Annotated in this window: 16 protein-coding genes; 2 read left to right on the plus strand and 14 right to left on the minus strand. The window is 42.0% G+C overall.

Annotation, left to right across the window (positions count from 1 at the left end; all coding sequences use genetic code 11):
* Window positions 1–28 precede the first annotated feature (28 nt).
* The 12 genes from ACR65H_RS15270 to ezrA all read right to left on the minus strand — a co-directional run bounded on the left by ACR65H_RS15270 (window position 29) and on the right by ezrA (window position 12,758).
* Entirely contained in the window at window positions 29–421 is a 393-nt protein-coding gene (locus ACR65H_RS15270; protein ID WP_440501390.1) for an SMI1/KNR4 family protein, read from the minus strand.
* A gap of 491 nt (window positions 422–912) precedes the next feature.
* Entirely contained in the window at window positions 913–1,773 is an 861-nt protein-coding gene (locus tag ACR65H_RS15275) for an aminoglycoside phosphotransferase family protein (RefSeq protein ID WP_440501392.1), read from the minus strand.
* 389 nt (window positions 1,774–2,162) lie between these two features.
* Window positions 2,163–3,077, minus strand: coding sequence for a class I SAM-dependent methyltransferase (locus ACR65H_RS15280; RefSeq protein WP_440501394.1), 915 nt, complete (start codon window positions 3,075–3,077; stop codon window positions 2,163–2,165).
* A gap of 88 nt (window positions 3,078–3,165) precedes the next feature.
* Entirely contained in the window at window positions 3,166–3,672 is a 507-nt protein-coding gene (tpx, locus tag ACR65H_RS15285) for a thiol peroxidase (protein WP_440501396.1), read from the minus strand.
* Between the two features lie 33 nt (window positions 3,673–3,705).
* Entirely contained in the window at window positions 3,706–4,290 is a 585-nt protein-coding gene (locus ACR65H_RS15290; RefSeq protein ID WP_440501397.1) for an RDD family protein, read from the minus strand.
* A 14-nt stretch (window positions 4,291–4,304) separates the two neighbouring features.
* Complete coding sequence (sppA, locus tag ACR65H_RS15295; protein WP_440501399.1) at window positions 4,305–5,309, minus strand: signal peptide peptidase SppA; 1,005 nt, start codon at window positions 5,307–5,309, stop codon at window positions 4,305–4,307.
* 62 nt (window positions 5,310–5,371) lie between these two features.
* Window positions 5,372–6,289 (minus strand): EamA family transporter RarD, encoded by a 918-nt coding sequence (gene rarD, locus ACR65H_RS15300; RefSeq protein WP_440501400.1) that lies wholly within the window; start codon window positions 6,287–6,289, stop codon window positions 5,372–5,374.
* 110 nt (window positions 6,290–6,399) lie between these two features.
* Complete coding sequence (gene mbcS, locus ACR65H_RS15305; protein ID WP_440501401.1) at window positions 6,400–7,974, minus strand: acyl-CoA synthetase MbcS; 1,575 nt, start codon at window positions 7,972–7,974, stop codon at window positions 6,400–6,402.
* 174 nt (window positions 7,975–8,148) lie between these two features.
* Entirely contained in the window at window positions 8,149–8,358 is a 210-nt protein-coding gene (locus ACR65H_RS15310) for an alpha/beta-type small acid-soluble spore protein (RefSeq protein ID WP_381446212.1), read from the minus strand.
* 83 nt (window positions 8,359–8,441) lie between these two features.
* Complete coding sequence (thiI, locus tag ACR65H_RS15315; protein ID WP_440501402.1) at window positions 8,442–9,647, minus strand: tRNA uracil 4-sulfurtransferase ThiI; 1,206 nt, start codon at window positions 9,645–9,647, stop codon at window positions 8,442–8,444.
* 3 nt (window positions 9,648–9,650) lie between these two features.
* Window positions 9,651–10,781 (minus strand): cysteine desulfurase family protein, encoded by a 1,131-nt coding sequence (locus ACR65H_RS15320; protein WP_440501403.1) that lies wholly within the window; start codon window positions 10,779–10,781, stop codon window positions 9,651–9,653.
* Between the two features lie 282 nt (window positions 10,782–11,063).
* Window positions 11,064–12,758: a septation ring formation regulator EzrA gene (ezrA, locus tag ACR65H_RS15325; protein ID WP_440501405.1), complete on the minus strand. Its 1,695-nt coding sequence runs from the start codon at window positions 12,756–12,758 to the stop codon at window positions 11,064–11,066.
* Between the two features lie 211 nt (window positions 12,759–12,969).
* Between ezrA and ACR65H_RS15330 the strand changes: the two genes are divergently transcribed.
* Complete coding sequence (locus ACR65H_RS15330) at window positions 12,970–13,452, plus strand: GAF domain-containing protein (protein ID WP_440501406.1); 483 nt, start codon at window positions 12,970–12,972, stop codon at window positions 13,450–13,452.
* A 48-nt stretch (window positions 13,453–13,500) separates the two neighbouring features.
* On the opposite strand, the gene megL is transcribed toward ACR65H_RS15330, so the two are convergent.
* Both megL and ACR65H_RS15340 read right to left on the minus strand, forming a co-directional pair.
* Window positions 13,501–14,718 carry a methionine gamma-lyase gene (megL, locus tag ACR65H_RS15335; protein ID WP_440501408.1) on the minus strand — a complete coding sequence of 406 codons (1,218 nt, stop codon included), beginning with the start codon at window positions 14,716–14,718 and terminating at the stop codon, window positions 13,501–13,503.
* Between the two features lie 86 nt (window positions 14,719–14,804).
* The gene (locus ACR65H_RS15340) at window positions 14,805–16,673 is read right to left on the minus strand and encodes a sensor domain-containing diguanylate cyclase (protein WP_440501410.1); all 1,869 of its coding nucleotides are present in this window, start codon (window positions 16,671–16,673) and stop codon (window positions 14,805–14,807) included.
* Window positions 16,674–17,019: 346 nt separating this feature from the next.
* On the opposite strand from ACR65H_RS15340, the gene rpsD reads away from it, so the two are divergent.
* Window positions 17,020–17,622 carry a 30S ribosomal protein S4 gene (rpsD, locus tag ACR65H_RS15345; RefSeq protein WP_381446233.1) on the plus strand — a complete coding sequence of 201 codons (603 nt, stop codon included), beginning with the start codon at window positions 17,020–17,022 and terminating at the stop codon, window positions 17,620–17,622.
* The last annotated feature ends 162 nt before the right edge of the window (window positions 17,623–17,784 follow it).

A 17,784-nucleotide genomic window follows, 5' to 3' on the forward strand; every position in this document is an offset into this window, starting at 1 on the left:
CAGTAATCCAGCCTTTAATAAACACTTCTTATGAGGAAGCAACCCAAGTTCTACTATCATCTTCGTGGTTCCATACATAAATATCATCTGTTGGAATCGAGCCATTTGCTATTCTGTAGCCAAATAAATCTCCGCAGCCATTATCCGAAAAAAATAACAAGTGATTGAATGGCATGTAAATGTCCTTATAGTCTTCAAAATTTCTAAAAAACAAATTATCCTCCACTACCCTAGAGATTGACCATATTAACGGGCAACCGAAACTGTCAAACACTCCATTTGTTTCTCTATATAATTCCATTAACTTTTCGGATACTCCAACGCCAAGCTCCTCTGCAACTTGATGCATTTCACTTTCAGACGCCGATGGTTTGTAGGAGTAATCACCACTTGATAGCGCGCGAATATAATCGATCCACATTCTTGCCACACATCCTTCAATACGCTTTCTGCCTATTTTTCAAGCGATAAAAGATCATTCTTGATGACATCTTTCTTACTCATCATTCATCAGCCAACTGCGGCACGCCAATCCTCGATCATGATAAGTTTCCCGTTCCACATCTATTTTGACACTGTTGTTATAAGGCCCTGCATTCGTTTTGAATAGCGTTTTTTCATCTACCTAATCCAGTTGGATATTGTCATTTGTATCATTATAATAAATTATTTTCTTATAACCTTCTCTTTGTTAATTCCACCCAAACATTAAACCCACCCACTGCCCCCCCGTATGGCTCATAATAAGCACTAACCGAATCAGCTTTACATTTTCACTTTCGCCTTTGGATTTCAAACCATTATGATTTTGACAAGACACTAACTGCAGCAAACAGACGATAAAAATAGTCATAGGATGGCCTTTAGTGAATAGACACAACTTCTTTTTCTGGAATTGCGCCGGATTGTGGCTTATTGCAAAACTCTTTTAAGGATTGAAATATTTTCCGTTAGAAATGAAGCGTGTTTTTCAATTCCACGGCGTTGACACCAGCCAATACTATTAAAAGCATCTGTGAATTGATAGAAAGGCAACACAACTTCTAAATCGATTAGCGGTCTTATCGTGTTATAGCCTTCTTTATAGGACTGATCCAATTTAAGATCGAAGCTTAGAAAATCACGGTGCAGTTTGGTGAAATCAATTTCTGTTGAGCCGAAACGTACGCTTTCAAAATCAATTACCCCTGACACCTTATCTTCTTGAACAATTATATTCGCTGGACGAAAATCCATATGTATAAAGCTCGGACCATCAGCAGGCGGAAGCTGTCGTTTCATCGTTTCGAATTGTTCAATGGCCAGTCTATATAAGGTCTCATCTAGAACTTCCTTTACATCTTCAGCAAAACTATAAAATTGGCTTTCTACAAAACATGACCAATCCGGAAATTCATCTTGTATGCCAGTTAACTGTGATGAAGGCGGTTGAATTTGGTGCATAGTGGCATGAAGGACCCCTACTTGAAACGCTATTGCCGGTGAATTCTTTTTCGTTAAGGGTTGGCCTTTTAATTCAGATAATAAAAATGCACCCGGACACGTCTCATCGCCAGGCCAATAATCCAGCATCTTAGGAATGGAAACTCTATCTTTTAAGATCTCATAGGCTTCCAACTCTCGCTTACACTTCAATTTTGTGTACGGTATTTTTACAAAGATATTTTCCCTATTTACCAAATTGCATTTGTAAACTGTGGAACTATGGGAATCTTCAACCTCATTAATTGATATCACATTCAAATCGAATTGTTGAATGACTCGTTTTAACATCCAACCCCTCCTATTCTGTAAAGTGTTTGGCTGCAATATGGCCCGATTTTAGAGTATCGTTGTATAGCGAATACGCCCATGTACCTTAATTCATCAATAGTGAATTTTATATACAATTCCATATTATCACAATTAAATCTTTTCTAAGGAAAGATATTCAAAAATCCCTTCCAATCCACAATAGGATCAGAAGGGATTAACTTGATAATTCCATTTATGATTCAATTTTCGAAACTGCATTGTGAAGGCTCCGATGACTGAAGTAATCTCCGTTACGAAGAACGACGTTTTCGAGCAATGTTTAATGCGACCCTAAAGAAGCGAAAGCGCAGGGTCGAGTATGACGTTCTACGGAAAGCATCCACCAAAAGCGTAAATCAGCAGCTTATTTAATCATCGATCCAATCATCAATCTGTTCAAGGAAGCGGGACATTGCAATCTTATCCGACATATTTGGTACCTTGGACAGCAAAACATCCGGAGCGGATTTCATTTCTGCGTACGGCTTCTGTAAGATGAAGATGCTTTTTTCATGTGCAGCGCTGCGGAATAAGGAAGCCGGCAATTGAAGGACTGCTCGGATGACCGCATTCTTCTTCAAATAGCGGTGAAGCTCCGCTGATTGATCGGACTCGAAAAGGGATGCAGGCGTCAGGAATATTGCATAGCCGCCTTCCTTCAGATGGTTCATCGATTGTTCAATGAACAGATGATGGGAGAACGCATGCCCTTCAGCTGGCATCATTTCAAAGTTGAGTGCATTGTCATCATCCGGATAAAAGCCAACCGGAAGATCACAAACGACTAAGTCGACCGGATCCACAAGTAGTGGACGTAATGCGTCCTGGATGAAAAAGCGGACAGGCTGTTCTAAAAGATCTGCAGTGACAGCGGACAATCTGACTAACAGCTCATCTATTTCCACAGATGTAGCGGTGACGTTATCACCGATTGCATTCATGACTGTGAAAAGCAAATTGCCTGTCCCTGCAGCCGGGTCAAGCAACGTCACTTGTTCTTTATGTTGCATGAGCTTGTTTGCGAAATGTCCAATTAGCATACCGATAGCATCGGGTGTCATTTGATGATTCGGCTGAGCATTCTGCTTCATCCCTTTCAGGACAGCTAGTTGGATCCCACGCCGAATTTCCTCTTTTGATACAGTCGGGGACAAACGCGGCATTGTTTCGCCTGAGAGCCATTCATTACAAGCATCAATGACAGCTTCTAAATATAGATCCTCTTTTTTCGATTCTGCATATTCATTTAAAAATGTAAAGATAAGTTCTGTATTTGTTGCCATTATTAATCCCTCTAATCCCAAGTATAACTTCATTGAATAAGGTGTGTAACGGTAAGGCGGCCCACCCGTTTCCGAGTGGGCCAGCCAATTATTTAGTCAATTCTTTTATAGCCGCTATTGCCTTTTCATAGTCTGGGTGATCCGTTCCTTCACTTACGTATTCAACATAAGCGATTGTATCATCCTGATCGACAACGAAGACGGAGCGCGCCAATAGACGAAACTCTTTCATAACGACGCCATAGGCTTCTCCGAATGAAAGGTCACGATGGTCTGACAATGTCTGAACGTTGTTGATTCCTTCCGCTCCACACCATCTTGCTTGTGCAAAAGGTAGGTCGACGGAAATCGTAAGCACTACCACATCGTCACCAAAAGAAGTTGCTTCTTCATTGAATTTACGTGTCTGCTCTGAACAAACACCGGTGTCAAGTGATGGTACAACGCTGATCAAACGGACTTTCCCTTTCGAATCATTCAGCGTGACCGGTTGTAAATCATTGGATAGTACTGTGAAATCTGGAGCTTTGTCGCCTACTGTTACTTCTTTTCCGAGCAATGTGACCGGGTTTTGTTTAAAAGTTACATTTACCATGAAGACGCCTCCTTCTCATTTCAATTCATTCTACTAAACAATTGTTCCCGCATGCAACTCTTCGCCCTTACGTTCCTGTCTAGTCTCTATGACTTCTTTTTCAAATGCCTGTTCGTGGATAACGTATGTGTCTGCAAACAGGTCATGCAACGCTTCCTTTTTAGGCATAAAAACAACGAGCAAATAAGGGATTGTAAGAAGCTTTGAAATGAATCTGCCGATCACTTCCCTGAACAAGATTGTTCCCCAAGTGAGTCTCTCGCCATCTTGCCTGACGACTTTTATGCCTAAAATCATTTTGCCGACAGTCTGACCTGCAATTTTCGTCATGAAAGCGAAATAGGCAATAAAGAGAATGAGGAGCGTTACTTTGTACGGGCTGAATAACAGAAATGATGGATTGGATATTTTAATATCAAACACCCTGAAGATCGGCTTGATAAATATACCGCTAATCGATGAAACAATTAGCAAGTCGATGATATATGCCCAGAATCGTGTCCAGAAACCTGCAAATTTCGGTCTGAATCGCTCCGTCCGGATGATTTCGTAATCAGGAAGGCGACTCGGCTCAGGATTGTCATACATCGGCTGGTTCTGTTCAATATAATCCGTCATGCCTAATCCCCTCCTTATTTTTCACCATATAAGTACATCATCCGTGGTGCATCATAATCCGATAACAATTTACCGATCAACTCAGATTCCATATTACGACCGAAAAGATTCCCGACTTCGACTCCGAATAATGATCCAATGCTCTCCATTGGCGCATATTCAAAGACGGTTGCGTTTTCCAGTTCGTAGTCTGCTTTCATCGCATCGATGACATCCCCCATCTTGCCGAAATCATCAGCAAGACCGGATTCGATTGCCTGCTTCCCATTCATAATTCTGCCATCCGCGACCTTTTTCACTTGGTCCGTAGTCATATTGCGCCCTTCTGCAACAATCGCTACAAATCGCTCGTATGAATCATTGATCATTTCCTGTAGCATATCATGCTCTTCTTGTGTCATTTCACGGGAACCGCTCATGATGTCCTTGTAAGGACCAGTTTTGATCGTATTAAAATCAATTCCATACTTTTCGGCTAGCTTAGCATAATTGACGCTTTCCATGATGACACCGATGGAACCAGTAATCGTTTCTGGGTGAACGAAAATCTTTTCTGCCGGTGCGGATACATAATAGCCTCCAGATGCGGCCATTCCGCCCATTGCTACATATATAGGAATTTCCCTATCGTTTTGGATTGCTTTGATGGCATCGTAAATATCCGAAGATTCCACTACGCCTCCACCAGGTGTGTTCACTGATAAGACAACGCCTTTTATCGTTTGATCGTTCAGGATATCATGAAGCTGGGACATGAATAATTGGTGGTTATATCCACTTGATGCGAACAAGGAGCTGCCAACGTCTTGAATAACTCCGTCCAATGTTAGGACTGCAATTCGATCCCTTCCTTTTCCTTGTTCGATGACGACTTCGCTATAGCCCGCATTGCCTGCCGCCATTTCTTCCATGAAGCCGCTGAAATCTCTCGTGAATAAATACGAAAGTGAGTTAATGCCTATCGAAATGAATATAAGCACTGCAGCTACGATGATTGCAATCCATCGTTTCATTGCCATTATGTAATTCCCCCTTCTTTCTTGCACCATTGTATACGTTCATGTCTTAAAAACGTTTCATTTCACTTTGAAGTTTCATGTGCACTCCTTTTTGTAGAAACCGTTTCAAATACTTTAGAAACAGTGAAGAGAATTAGCGCAGCCCAAATTAATGAAAATGACAACATTTCAACACCGCCAAACGACTCTTTATATATGACGACTCCTATGAACAGCATCAAAGTAGGTGCGATATATTGTATGAACCCCGCCACATACAAAGGAACCATTCGTACACCTTGCGCATACATGACAAGCGGAAGCGCAGTTGCAATTCCCGTAAGGATGAGAAGGATATCCGTTTTTATATCTACTTGTAAAAACGCGGCTTGACCTTTCATGAAAAGAAATATGTAATAGCCGACTGCGAATGGTGTAATGAATAATGTCTCGATTGCCAATCCGCGAAGAGCATCCAATTTCACGTTTTTCTTAATAAATCCATAAATCGCGAATGTCATAGCAAGACTTAAAGCGATCCATGGAAACTTGCCATATGAAACAGTTAAGATGATGACACCCGTAAAGGCTAGTAAGAATGCAATTTTCTGCGAAGAAGAAAGCTTCTCCTTCAAAAAGAAAATGCCAAGCAACACAGAAACGAGAGGATTGATATAATAACCTAGGCTCGTTTGCACGATGTAATCGTGATTGACCGCCCATATGTAGATGAACCAGTTAGAGGTGACTAGCACGGATGCGATAAATAGGCTCCAAAATTGCGACTGGCTCTTCCATAGATTCCGGACATCATTTACAAGCTGCCTTCCATTTCTCATGATTAACACAGCAAGAAACGTGAAAATGAATGCCCACATAATCCGCCCGGTTAGAATTTCGTCACTTTGTACATGTTCAAGATGCTTCCAATAAATCGGCATGAATCCCCAAATGAGAAAGGATCCGACAACCCACAGGATACCACTTTTTTCAGACTGCATTCAGGCACCCTCCTTTCGAATAGGACAATTATAGTCCTTCCTAAACTATTCGTAAACCCGCAAAGAAAAAAACCGCCCTTGCCTTCACAGCGTTGGACGGTCTGCTAAAATCATTTATTTTGCTCCAATCTTCTCAATTCAACACGCATGATTTTTCCTGATGCCGTCTTCGGCAGTTCCGAGACGAATTCAATTTTACGTGGGTATTTATATGGAGCTGTCAACGTTTTCACATGCTCTTGCAATTCTTTTACAAGACTTTCGCTTTGCTCCATTTCGGGATTGCGCAAAACGATGAACGCTTTTACGACGCTGCCCCGCACTTCGTCAGGGCTGCCGACGACCGCACACTCGCGAACCGCCGAATGTTTCGTCAACGCATCTTCGACTTCGAACGGTCCGATTGTATATCCGGAACTGATAATAATGTCATCACCGCGTCCTTCAAACCAAAAATATCCGTCTTCATCGAGTCTCGCACGATCTCCCGTCACGTAATATTCGCCTCTAAATTGCATTTTCGTCCGTTCAGGATCATTCAAGTACTCTTTGAAGAGTGCTGGCGTAGATACGTGAACAGCAATATCCCCCACCTCTCCAGCCCTTACCGGCATCCCTTCTTCATCAATAATATCGACTCGATTCCCCGGGGTCGGTTTTCCCATCGAGCCTGGCCTTGCTTCCATCCCTATCATCGTTCCGACAAGGAGTGTATTTTCCGTTTGTCCATACCCATCTCTAACCGCTAGACTGAATGTTCTTTCAAAAATATCGATTACTTCCCTATTCAACGGCTCGCCAGCTGATACTGCACTTCGAAGTGAGGATAGGTCATAATCCTGTAAATTTTCAGCTTTGGCCATAAACCGATATTCGGTTGGTGTACAGCATAGTACATTCACTTCGAATTTCTTAATTAAATCCAAATATGTTTTTACGTCAAATTTTCCGTTATATACAAGGCCAGTCGCCCCACTTCCTAAAACGGATAGGAATGGAGACCAAATCCATTTCTGCCATCCCGGCGCCGCGGTCGCCCAAACGACATCTCCTTCCTTTATGCCAAGCCAGTTTGGACCAGCTGTTCGCAAATGCGCATAAGCCCAAGCATGTGTATGGACGACTCCTTTCGGTTTTCCTGTAGTCCCTGATGTGTATGAAAGAAACGCCATATCTGTAGACTTAGTAGCGGATGCTTCAAAATTGGAGGAAGCTGAATCCATTAACTGTGTCAATGATTTTTGGCTTTCGCATGATTGGCCAATTACAAACAATTGAACACCTTGTAAATTATTCACTGTTTCAAACTGGTCCATGAATGATTCATTAGCGACAATCGCTTTTGCCTGACTATGTTCCAATCGATATTCAATATCAGAGGAGCGGAGCATTTCAGAACTTGGAATGACGACAATTCCCGCCTTCAATGCGCCGATATACGTTATATACGCATCGATGGTCCGTGGAACCATTACGAGGATGACATCCCCTTTCTTCAAACCGCTTTCTACAAACACATTTGCCGCTCTATTCGCTGAGGCCATTAATTCATCATATGTAATTTCCTGTTCCTGACCGTCTGAATTAACGTAAATCAAAGCATTTTTTTCGGAGCCTGTTGCATACTTTTCAAATTCGGAAACGAGATTATAATCCTCCGGTGCCAGTAATTCTTCACGATTCATCTGATCTCCCCCTTTTATGTATTACTCAATTATACAAACGTCCCGTGGGAAATTCAAAACATATTCACATTTCTTTCAGTTATTTGAATAATCTATCCCTTCTCCGTCAAGACTGGTGTGTAATGAAATAAAGAAAAACTGCCCCGGAAATCCGGGACAGCTTTCATAAACTCGTTATTGTTGGTAACCCTTCATTTGTTGTTGGGCTTGACGCACTAATCGCTTAGTAATTTCTCCGCCGACGGATCCGTTGGCACGCGATGTGGAGTCTGGTCCAAGGTTTACACCAAATTCTGCTGCGATTTCGTTTTTCATTTGGTCAAGAGCTTGTTGTACCCCTGGAACTAGGAGTTGGTTTGAGTTGCCGCTGTTGTTGTTCGCCATGTCGTTGTCACCTCCTTGTGCATATAGAATGGACCGTTTCCGGAAATTCATGCAGGAGGTATTATGGTAATAATTTCTTTATTTTAAAGAAGACCCTCGAATTCATCCTTCTCTTGCTGTTGCCACACTTCGATGATCTCCCTATTTTGTACCGCTTCCTCAATCAAAGGTTGGAAATCAAAAAAGCTTTCAAAATGTTGGACTTTCTCGAGCTTCGGTTTTGTTTTTGGATTGCTTGGGGTAAAGATTGTACAGCAATCCTCATATGGCCTGATTGAAGTTTCGTACGTCCCGATCTGTTGTGAAATCTCAATTATGTCGAGCTTATCCATTGCGATTAAAGGTCGCAAGATAGGTGTTGCGGTCACTTCGTTTATCGCAGTTAAGCTTTCAAGCGTCTGACTCGCAACTTGTCCGAGGCTTTCTCCCGTAACAATTGCCAAAGCACCGATCTCTTCTCTTACTTTATCTGCGATTTGCAGCATCATTCTTCTTGTCGTCGTCATCGATAAGTTATCAGGCACCTGCTGGACGATTGCTTGCTGCAATTCCGTGAAAGGGATGACATGGAGACGGACCGGCGCTCCGAACGAGCATAGCTTTTCGGTCAAATCTATTACTTTTCGTTTTGCTAATTCGCTCGTATATGGAGGGCTCGCAAAATGGATTGCATCAATGGAGACGCCGCGTTTCATAAGTAAATAACCTGCTACCGGGCTGTCGATCCCTCCGGAAAGCATAAGCAATGAATGTCCATTCGAACCAACAGGCATGCCGCCTGCCCCTTTATAAACTTTTGACGTAAGAAAGGCTCCTTCTTTTCGAATATCGACGAGCAGCATAATATCAGGCTTTTTCATTTGAACAGTAAGCTCGGGAAAATGATGTAGTACATGTCCACCGATTGCCTGTTGCAATTCTCCCGTAACATATGGGAATGTTTTGTCTGCCCGCTTTATCTCTACTTTAAATGTTTTGCCCTCAGTATCTTCGGTACCGATCACTTCGAGTGCTTTCTTTTTAATGGCATCTAGATCCGCTTCACACATAGCAACCGGGCTAAATGACTGGATGCCAAATATATGCGGCAAGCGTTCAATCGCTTCCTTCATATCCATCTCATTATCTGCAAGCAAAAACATTCGATCTCGTTCAGCGCGCAACTGAACAGATTTCAAATCGGTCAAGGCATCTTTTATATTATTTTTTAATCTGCGAACGAATTGGTTTCGATTCCGTCCCTTTAAAGATAATTCACCGTATCGAATTAAGATCTCTTTCCATTCCATCAGTTACATTCCCCTCTCAATCAAATCCATGAAGCTTTTTAGCACTTTTATAAATTCATTTATTTGGTCTTTTGTATTAGTGTTGCCGAAACTTATACGAATGACCCCGTTTTTAAACTTATTTTCCAATCCGATTGCTTCTATAACATGTCCTGCATTTTTACTTTTTGATGAGCAGGCGCTTGAAGTTGAAATGATAATGCCTTGCTCTTGGAAGTAGTTCACAGCAACTTCTCCCTTGATTGATTTGAATGCAAGGGATAAAATATGCGGCGCTCCATAATCCGGTGATAGGACCCGAATATTTTCATATGGTCGGCAAACTGCTATCAGCAAATTTCGCCACTCTCGGAAATCTTCTCTCTCCTCTTGAACAGAGCTGATCCTCATCGCCTTAGCCATTGCTACCGCATTCGGAACTGAAACGGTTCCGCTTCTCAATCCATTTTCCTGACCACCGCCAAAGTTGATGGCAACCGGTGTAACGCCTTTTTTCAAAATTAATGCACCAGAGTTCTTTAACCCATTCACTTTATGTGCTGACAAGGTGATGGCATCCAATTGAAGTGAATCCATATTGACTGGCAGCTTTCCAAAACTTTGAACACAATCAGCATGAAAAATTGCACGGCTTTTGTTTTTAATAATTTCCGCGCATTGTCGGATTGGTTGAATCGTGCCAATTTCATTATTGACGTGCATGATACTAATGAGAATAGTTTCTTTTTTCACCGTCTTCTCTAATTCATCAAGCGAGATGCGACCTTGGGCATCAACCGGCAGGTAATCAACTTCGAATCCACTTTCCTCCAATTTTCGGCATGCGTTCAAAATGGAAGGATGCTCGATTTGCGTCGTGATTATATGATTTCCTCTTCCTCGATATGCTTCAGCGAGACCGATTATTGCCAAATTATTTGCTTCCGTGCCGCCTGATGTTAGTATGACTTCACCGCTTTCATTACCAACAAGGCTGAGCATTTGCTCTTTTGAGCGCTTTAATAAAACTTCGGTTTCCCTTCCGTATATATGCAGCGAAGCTGGGTTCGCGTAATATTTCATATTTGCCGCTATGAAAGATTCAAGGACACTTTCATCAGGCTGTGTCGTTGAGCTGTTATCAAAATAAATCATATAGATTTTCCTTTCTTTTCTTCGCCAATGTTCAGCTTTTCCCACTGTCCAGCTTCAGACGCTAGACGCTCGGGTCATAAGCCAAAGCTGCTCTGTGGCATAGAGCGCCACGATGCATCTTTGGCTTATGCCTGAGGCCGGCAGGAAGCCGGTCATGCAGTCGTTGCCGCAGGAAGCGGCGTACTTAGACTGCGAACCTATGCTGGGCAAGCGCCTTCAGCTTTTCCCACAACAAAGCCACCTGCACTCATTATGCTGGTGGCTTGTCATTGTCATTCAACATTAGACTTGTTCTTTCAACATTTCTTCAATTCGCTTCATTGCACCAGGTTCAACGGCTTCTACAGCCGTTGCAGCTTCTTCCAGTGCTTTGGCATAACGGAATTGCCTAAAGGATTCTTCTGCATCAAGCAAACGTTCATGCATCTCCAAATTTGATGCGCGATAACGATTTCCGTATTGGATGATTCGTTCAACAAGCATGACATTTTCCAGAAGCTCATCTACTTTTTCATTCACTTCTTTTACAGCGGTTTCTGCATTTGCCAAATAACTTTCAGCGACTGATATATTCAACGGGACTTCCTGCAAACTTTGACTTACAAGGAATAGCTGCTCCTCCGCTTCCTCAAGCCGAGCATCCATTTCATCAGGGATTCCCGGAATATTTCCACGGTGAAGCTTCCGATCCGCGTTTTGCAAGTCCCGCGCAAATTCGTTCAGTTTGTTTCGAACATTGTTTTCGTCAATCCGAAGATTTTTCATCCGATTTGCAAGACTTTCTTGTTCCTCGGCAATTTCTTCAAGCTCATCAGCAATCCCTTTCAGTTCAGTTTCCATGAATGAATAAGGGGATTGCTCTTCGGCCATCATGACCTTCAACATATCATGACGTTTTTGGATTGTCTCCAACCTTTTCAAGCTTGATTGCGGTAATTTCGCTTCTTTTTCATCTAGACGATAACTCTGTTGGACATAGACCGCCTCGTCGGATGTCTCCTTCGTCAATCTTATAATGGCTTCCAACGATTCTTCGATGTCAGCAAAATGATAATCCACATAATGCTTTGCATTCACTTCGTTCTCCAAGGAATCATAGAAAGCATCAATGCGATCATTCATTTCCATAACATTTTGCCTTACCGTATCAATGTCAAGTTCAGCCATCTTCGTTAATTGTTCCCCGATAGCTCCCTCGATTTCATGTAATTGCGTCTGCAAATCAAGATGTGCCAAATTATAAGATTGCTCTTCCATTTCTCGAATGCCGTTCCGCAATTCTCTTATGGAGGCAGGAATCTTGTTTTGAAGCTCCGTCAGCAAAGAAGGTATTTCATGAATAAGTGTCGATAACCTTTCCCCTTTCGAAGACAAGGTGATGACGATTTCACGGGCAAGGAGGTAGTTCCCATTAGCCGTTAATTCATCATATTCCTCAAATTTAGGGGTGAATGATTCAAGCTCCTTTTCTAATGGAGTGACAGTCATCCCGTACGAGTGCTGATGGGCTAATATTGTTTTCCGTGCTAATCGATATTGCTCGCGTAAGTTTTCGATTTCAATCCTGTTCTTTTCCTCACTGCCGATCAATTCGTTCAGCTCTTCCAAAATGTCATTTTTCCTTTTATCACATTGGCGGATTTTTTCTTGGATTTCTTTTTCGATCACTGTCGCTTTTTTGAAACGAAACCGATCAATTAAGTCTTCCGCGTCAAATAACATGGAATCAATTTTAGGCATATGTACGTCGACGACTTCTGTCCATTCATTTCGCCATCTTTCGAACTTCTCTTCTGTTTCGCCTGTCATATTCAATTGTTTAACCTTCATCATCTCTTCAAAAATCGGCTTGTTTTGAATTTGCATCTTTTCATGTTCTAGTTTATTTATTTCGCTAATATGTTTACGCCTGAATAAAAAGGCGATGGTAATAAGCACAAGTAGAACAATAATTGGAATGATGAAATATTTCACCATTGTGATCCCCCTATTCCGAAGTCACTGAAATGAACTTTTAACCACTATTTACAATAATATTATCTTATATAGTAACATGTTTAAAGCATTTTCGTACGATTTTGGACGAATTATAGGGAAAAAGGTTTTTTCGAGGCCGATTCCCACGAAATTTGTAGAATATCCACGAGGGTCGTATACTGAAAAGGAATATATTTAGGGGGTGCTTTTTTTGTTTACGACAACTACTTATTCGGACGTTCCAAAGGAAAAGTATGAACAACTGGCAAAACAACTTGATGCGTTACTTTCCGGAGAGAGCAACCGTTATGCAAATTTAAGCAATGCATCAGCTTTGCTCAACCAATTTTTTGACCGCATCAATTGGGCTGGCTTTTATCTAATGGACAGCGAGGACGAGCTTGTACTCGGGCCATTCCAAGGTTTGCCTGCGTGCATCCGGATTCCTCTTGGAAGAGGCGTTTGCGGGACTGCCGCTCAAAACAAAGAAACCATTTTAGTTCCGGACGTTAACAAATTCCCAGGACATATCGCTTGTGATGCCGCATCCCGTTCTGAGATTGTCGTTCCGTTGATGAAAGACGGAGAAGTGATCGGCGTACTTGATATCGATAGTCCGGAATATGAGCGTTTTAATGAAGACGATCAAAAAGGACTTGAGCAATTTGTGAGCGTACTTGTTAAGCATATATAAATGCATGAAAAAATGCCCGACATATGAGTAAGTACGTCGGGCATTTTTTCATGCATGTGTCGAATGTTTTTGTCCTAATGTGATGAAAGCGGAGTCCAAGTCGGCGATGAGATCGTCCGCATACTCTAGACCGACAGATAGACGAAGCAATGAATCTGTAATCCCCATTTGCAAACGGTCCGCTTCCGGCACGCCTGAATGCGTCATCGTCGCAGGATGTTGGATAAGTGTCTCGGCATCACCAAGACTGACAGCGATTTTGATCAATGAAAGGCTGTCAATGAACGATTGGGCGCTCTCCTTGCCGCCTTTCACCGTAAATGAAATAAGACCACCGCCAGCTTTCATTTGACGTTTGGCAATTTCAAACTGCGGGTTGCCTGCATCAAACGGATAATAGATGTCTTCGACGAGCGGCTGGCCCTTTAGATAGTCGAGGATTTTTTCAGCATTTGCTGTATGCCTTTCCATCCGGACAGGCAGTGTCTTTAGTCCTCGGATAAGTAACCATGCGTCAAATGGAGACATGATGGCCCCGTAATCTTTTTGAACACTCATCTTAAGTTTCTGCATTTCATCTGCATCTTTCCCGACGAGCAATCCAGCGATGACGTCACCGTGTCCATTAATATATTTCGTTGCGCTATGCAAGACATAATCCGCTCCATAGTCGATTGGATTTTGCAAATATGGTGATGTGAATGTATTATCGACAACGACAACCAATCCATGCTTCCGTGCTACATTGCACACCATTTGCAAGTCAACCAATTCCATTGTCGGATTGATCGGTGTTTCTACGTAGATACACACGGTTTCAGGCGTGATTGCCTTTTCAATCTCTTCCTCATTCGTCATACTGATCAAATTATGAGTAATATTATATTTCTCTTGCAAGATTCTAAGAAAGCCGAATGTACAGCCATAGATGCCCCTAGAGCAGATAATATGATCTCCCGCCTTCGTCAAGTGAACGAGGATAGAGCTGACTGCCGCCATACCGGAACCGAAAGCTAGTGCAGCTGCTCCATTTTCTAATGCAGCTATTCTTTCTTCAAGAACGCTGACAGTCGGACTGCCGAGTCTTGAGTAAATATTCCCCGCCTCTTCACCCGCGAAGCGTTTTTCCCCTTGAATTGCATTTTCAAATGAATAAGTCGAAGTTTGATAGAGTGGTACCGCCAAACTGCCATGATGCTTCGAATCATCATAGCCTTCATGGATGACAAGAGTATCTTTATGGAGTGTCTGTTTCTTTTTATTCATTTTCCATTCCGCCCTTCGTTTTTTGTAAGCACTTACATTCCCTATCTTCATTTTACCCTCTCTACCGAAAAAGAAAAAGAGCAACTTCAGCGACAATTTATCGCCGAAGCCGCTCCGTGCAGAACAAAACGGTTCTTACCATAATTTTTTGCGTGATATAATGCTTGGTCCGTCGATTGGAAAAGCTCCTTATAAGACTTTCCGTCCTCTGGAGACCAACCTGCCAATCCAATTGACACGGTCACTTGAGGATCTGTTGCTGCAGGTATTCCTTCCCCGAGTTGTCTAGCCAAATCGACGCCTTCCTCGATGGTCGCGGATGGGACGAAAATTGCAATTTCCTCACCGCCCCATCTGCTTGCAATCCCTCTCTCTCCCACTTTCGTCAGGATAAAGGAAGCAATTTGCTGCAATACTAAATCTCCTGTCGTGTGGCCGTAAGAGTCGTTTACCAATTTGAAATTGTCCACATCCATTAACAGGAATATGCCTGACTCTTCATTATCCATCGAAGAAGTTACAATTTCATCTAAATAGGAACGGGTAAATAGTTTAGTTAAGTGATCTTTATTCACTAGCTCCTGCAACTGATCACGCAGCATAATATTTGAAATGGCCAATGAAGAATGACCAATAAGCGAACGCATTAATTTGAAACTGTCAAATGAGAAGAAGTACTCTTTTTGATGCATAAGAACGATGAATCCAATCATTTCACCGCCGTTCCTAATAGGGAGGGCGACAATTGATTTGAAATTCTCGACATCTTCCGTGCAAATTTTCGTATTCACGTCAAAAATAGCTTCTTCCCCGCCACGCAAGCGGAGTGAAACAGTTTCGATAAATGTCTTTCCTGCATCATTGGTGAAAAAGGACGTACTCGATCGGGAAATGGAATAGTCACATTTCTCATCATAAAATACGAATGCAATTTCGTTCGGGCGGAATGCATGAAGAAATTGATCTTTAAGAAAGGCAATCATTTCATCAAGCTCCAAATTGCTGTTCAACTTCCTTGATGCTTCATTTACTAAACGCAGATCATCCACAAGTCGATGGGATTGGTCGTAAAGGCTAGCATTTTCCAGTGCGCTACCGGCAGCATTCGCTATCGATCTAATAAAGCTCTTATGCGTCACTGTAAATTCTGTATCTCCTGGGGCGGTAATCTGTAATACGCCGTAGATCCCTTGCCTTCCACGAATTGGAGCATTCATTAGAACACTTGAAATATCCGATGCATTTTCAATTGTTAGATCGCCTGACAGAAATGCATCGATTGCGGATGCCCTTTCATTCGCATAGTCAAACAAACGATATTCATTCGTTTTTCCTTTTTGTTCATTCGATAGAAGCAGACTTACATCATAAGCTGGATATGATTCGGTAACGGCCTCCAGAAGCCCTTCAAGGATGACATCACTTTCCATTGTTGAGTTGAAAAGCTCTGCCACTTCAAATAGATGACGATATGTCTTTTCCTTTACTGAGAGTTCATGCATTTTGACAGCTTGGCTAATGAACGTGCCAAACACTCTCTTCAAATCCTTCAAATGGTCCGTCAAGGCGAATGCGTGCCATTTCTCACTTGCCTTAAATAACAGCGCGCCTAGAGGAGCAAGATGAATATCTCTTATGATGAGTGAGTCGTCAGCGAATTCATACTCCCTGCCAGAGGCATGCGACATAAATGAGACATTGAAAATCGGATGGTCTTTTGTATATGCTTCATGACCCGACGAACTATTTTTCTGTGCGGCGTCACTATTATTGAGCGGTACGAACCTATTATTCTCGTAAAGAAGTATTTCAGCATCCATGATATCAAACTGATTCATGAACATCTCCTTGAACTTCGCAAGATTGTCTTCAAGAGGTTGTTCATCATTCAAATTTGATAATAAATCAAAAACAGCGCTTTTCACTTCATATAATGTCATTTTATGATCGTTCATTTGCCATCACCCTCATTTTACGACCCTCGTAATTAATACCTATATTTACATTCTAATACAAACAACCTATTATTTATAGTTTTTCAATCGTTTCTTTCTCTGAAATTTGAATCGTCATGAAAAGAGCTTGACTCATATGCGAATAATTGTTATGATGTTCCTTGTGTAAAATAGTTGCAGCAGTTGTATGATCCATGTTGTCCAGTCTATTCCTTTCAGTAAGGTGCATCGCGTAACCTTGAGGCTGCTGAGGCGAGGATGCAAGATTATAGAATGGCACACGGATTGAATACATCTGGTTCTTATTTTACAACAAAATAAAACCAAAACAGAGGAGGAGTCTTTCATGGCTCGTTATACAGGTCCATCTTGGAAACTTTCCCGTCGTCTTGGCATTTCGCTAAGCGGTACTGGAAAAGAAATTGAAAAACGCCCTTATGCACCAGGACAACACGGTCCTACTCAACGTAAAAAACTTTCCGAATACGGATTGCAATTACAAGAAAAACAAAAACTTCGTTTCATGTTCGGTGTGAACGAACGTCAATTTAAAACTGTTTTCAACAAAGCTGGTAAAATGCCTGGTAAACACGGTGAGAACTTCATGATTCTTCTTGAAACTCGCCTTGATAACCTAGTATACCGCATGGGTCTTGCACGCACTCGTCGTGCAGCACGCCAACTCGTCAACCACGGTCACATCCTTGTTGACGGTAAACGCGTTGACATCCCATCTTACAGCGTAAAACCTGGTCAAGAGATCTCTCTTCGTGAAAAATCTCAAAACCTTGATGTTGTAAACGAAGCGCTTGAAGTGAACAACTATGTTCCTGAGTACGTTTCATTCAACGCTGACACTAAAGTCGGTACATTTGTACGTCTTCCAGAGCGTAGCGAACTTGCTGCTGAAATTAACGAAGCTCTTATCGTTGAGTTCTACTCTCGTTAATAGTAGCATAAAGCATTATAATGCTAATAAAACCCTTGAAATGTTGTTTAATCAACGTTTCAAGGGTTTTTTCATTTTTTCGCAAGATAATATCTATTTGATTTTTTACTATTGACTCTCGCTACACAATGGTGCTTACATTAAGATACAGCATGCAACTGG

This window comes from Sporosarcina sp. SAFN-015, assembly GCF_059415085.1.

Coding starts and splice junctions, on each gene's coding strand:
- thiI (WP_440501402.1), bottom strand. CDS start 9,647: ATGGAATGGAAAGAGATCTTAATTCGATACGGTGAATTATCTTTAAAG.
- ACR65H_RS15320 (WP_440501403.1), bottom strand. CDS start 10,781: ATGATTTATTTTGATAACAGCTCAACGACACAGCCTGATGAAAGTGTC.
- ACR65H_RS15275 (WP_440501392.1), bottom strand. CDS start 1,773: ATGTTAAAACGAGTCATTCAACAATTCGATTTGAATGTGATATCAATT.
- rarD (WP_440501400.1), bottom strand. CDS start 6,289: ATGCAGTCTGAAAAAAGTGGTATCCTGTGGGTTGTCGGATCCTTTCTC.
- mbcS (WP_440501401.1), bottom strand. CDS start 7,974: ATGAATCGTGAAGAATTACTGGCACCGGAGGATTATAATCTCGTTTCC.
- sppA (WP_440501399.1), bottom strand. CDS start 5,309: ATGGCAATGAAACGATGGATTGCAATCATCGTAGCTGCAGTGCTTATA.
- ACR65H_RS15290 (WP_440501397.1), bottom strand. CDS start 4,290: ATGACGGATTATATTGAACAGAACCAGCCGATGTATGACAATCCTGAG.
- megL (WP_440501408.1), bottom strand. CDS start 14,718: ATGAATAAAAAGAAACAGACACTCCATAAAGATACTCTTGTCATCCAT.
- ACR65H_RS15270 (WP_440501390.1), bottom strand. CDS start 421: ATGTGGATCGATTATATTCGCGCGCTATCAAGTGGTGATTACTCCTAC.
- ACR65H_RS15340 (WP_440501410.1), bottom strand. CDS start 16,673: ATGAACGATCATAAAATGACATTATATGAAGTGAAAAGCGCTGTTTTT.
- ezrA (WP_440501405.1), bottom strand. CDS start 12,758: ATGGTGAAATATTTCATCATTCCAATTATTGTTCTACTTGTGCTTATT.
- rpsD (WP_381446233.1), top strand. CDS start 17,020: ATGGCTCGTTATACAGGTCCATCTTGGAAACTTTCCCGTCGTCTTGGC.
- ACR65H_RS15280 (WP_440501394.1), bottom strand. CDS start 3,077: ATGGCAACAAATACAGAACTTATCTTTACATTTTTAAATGAATATGCA.
- ACR65H_RS15310 (WP_381446212.1), bottom strand. CDS start 8,358: ATGGCGAACAACAACAGCGGCAACTCAAACCAACTCCTAGTTCCAGGG.
- tpx (WP_440501396.1), bottom strand. CDS start 3,672: ATGGTAAATGTAACTTTTAAACAAAACCCGGTCACATTGCTCGGAAAA.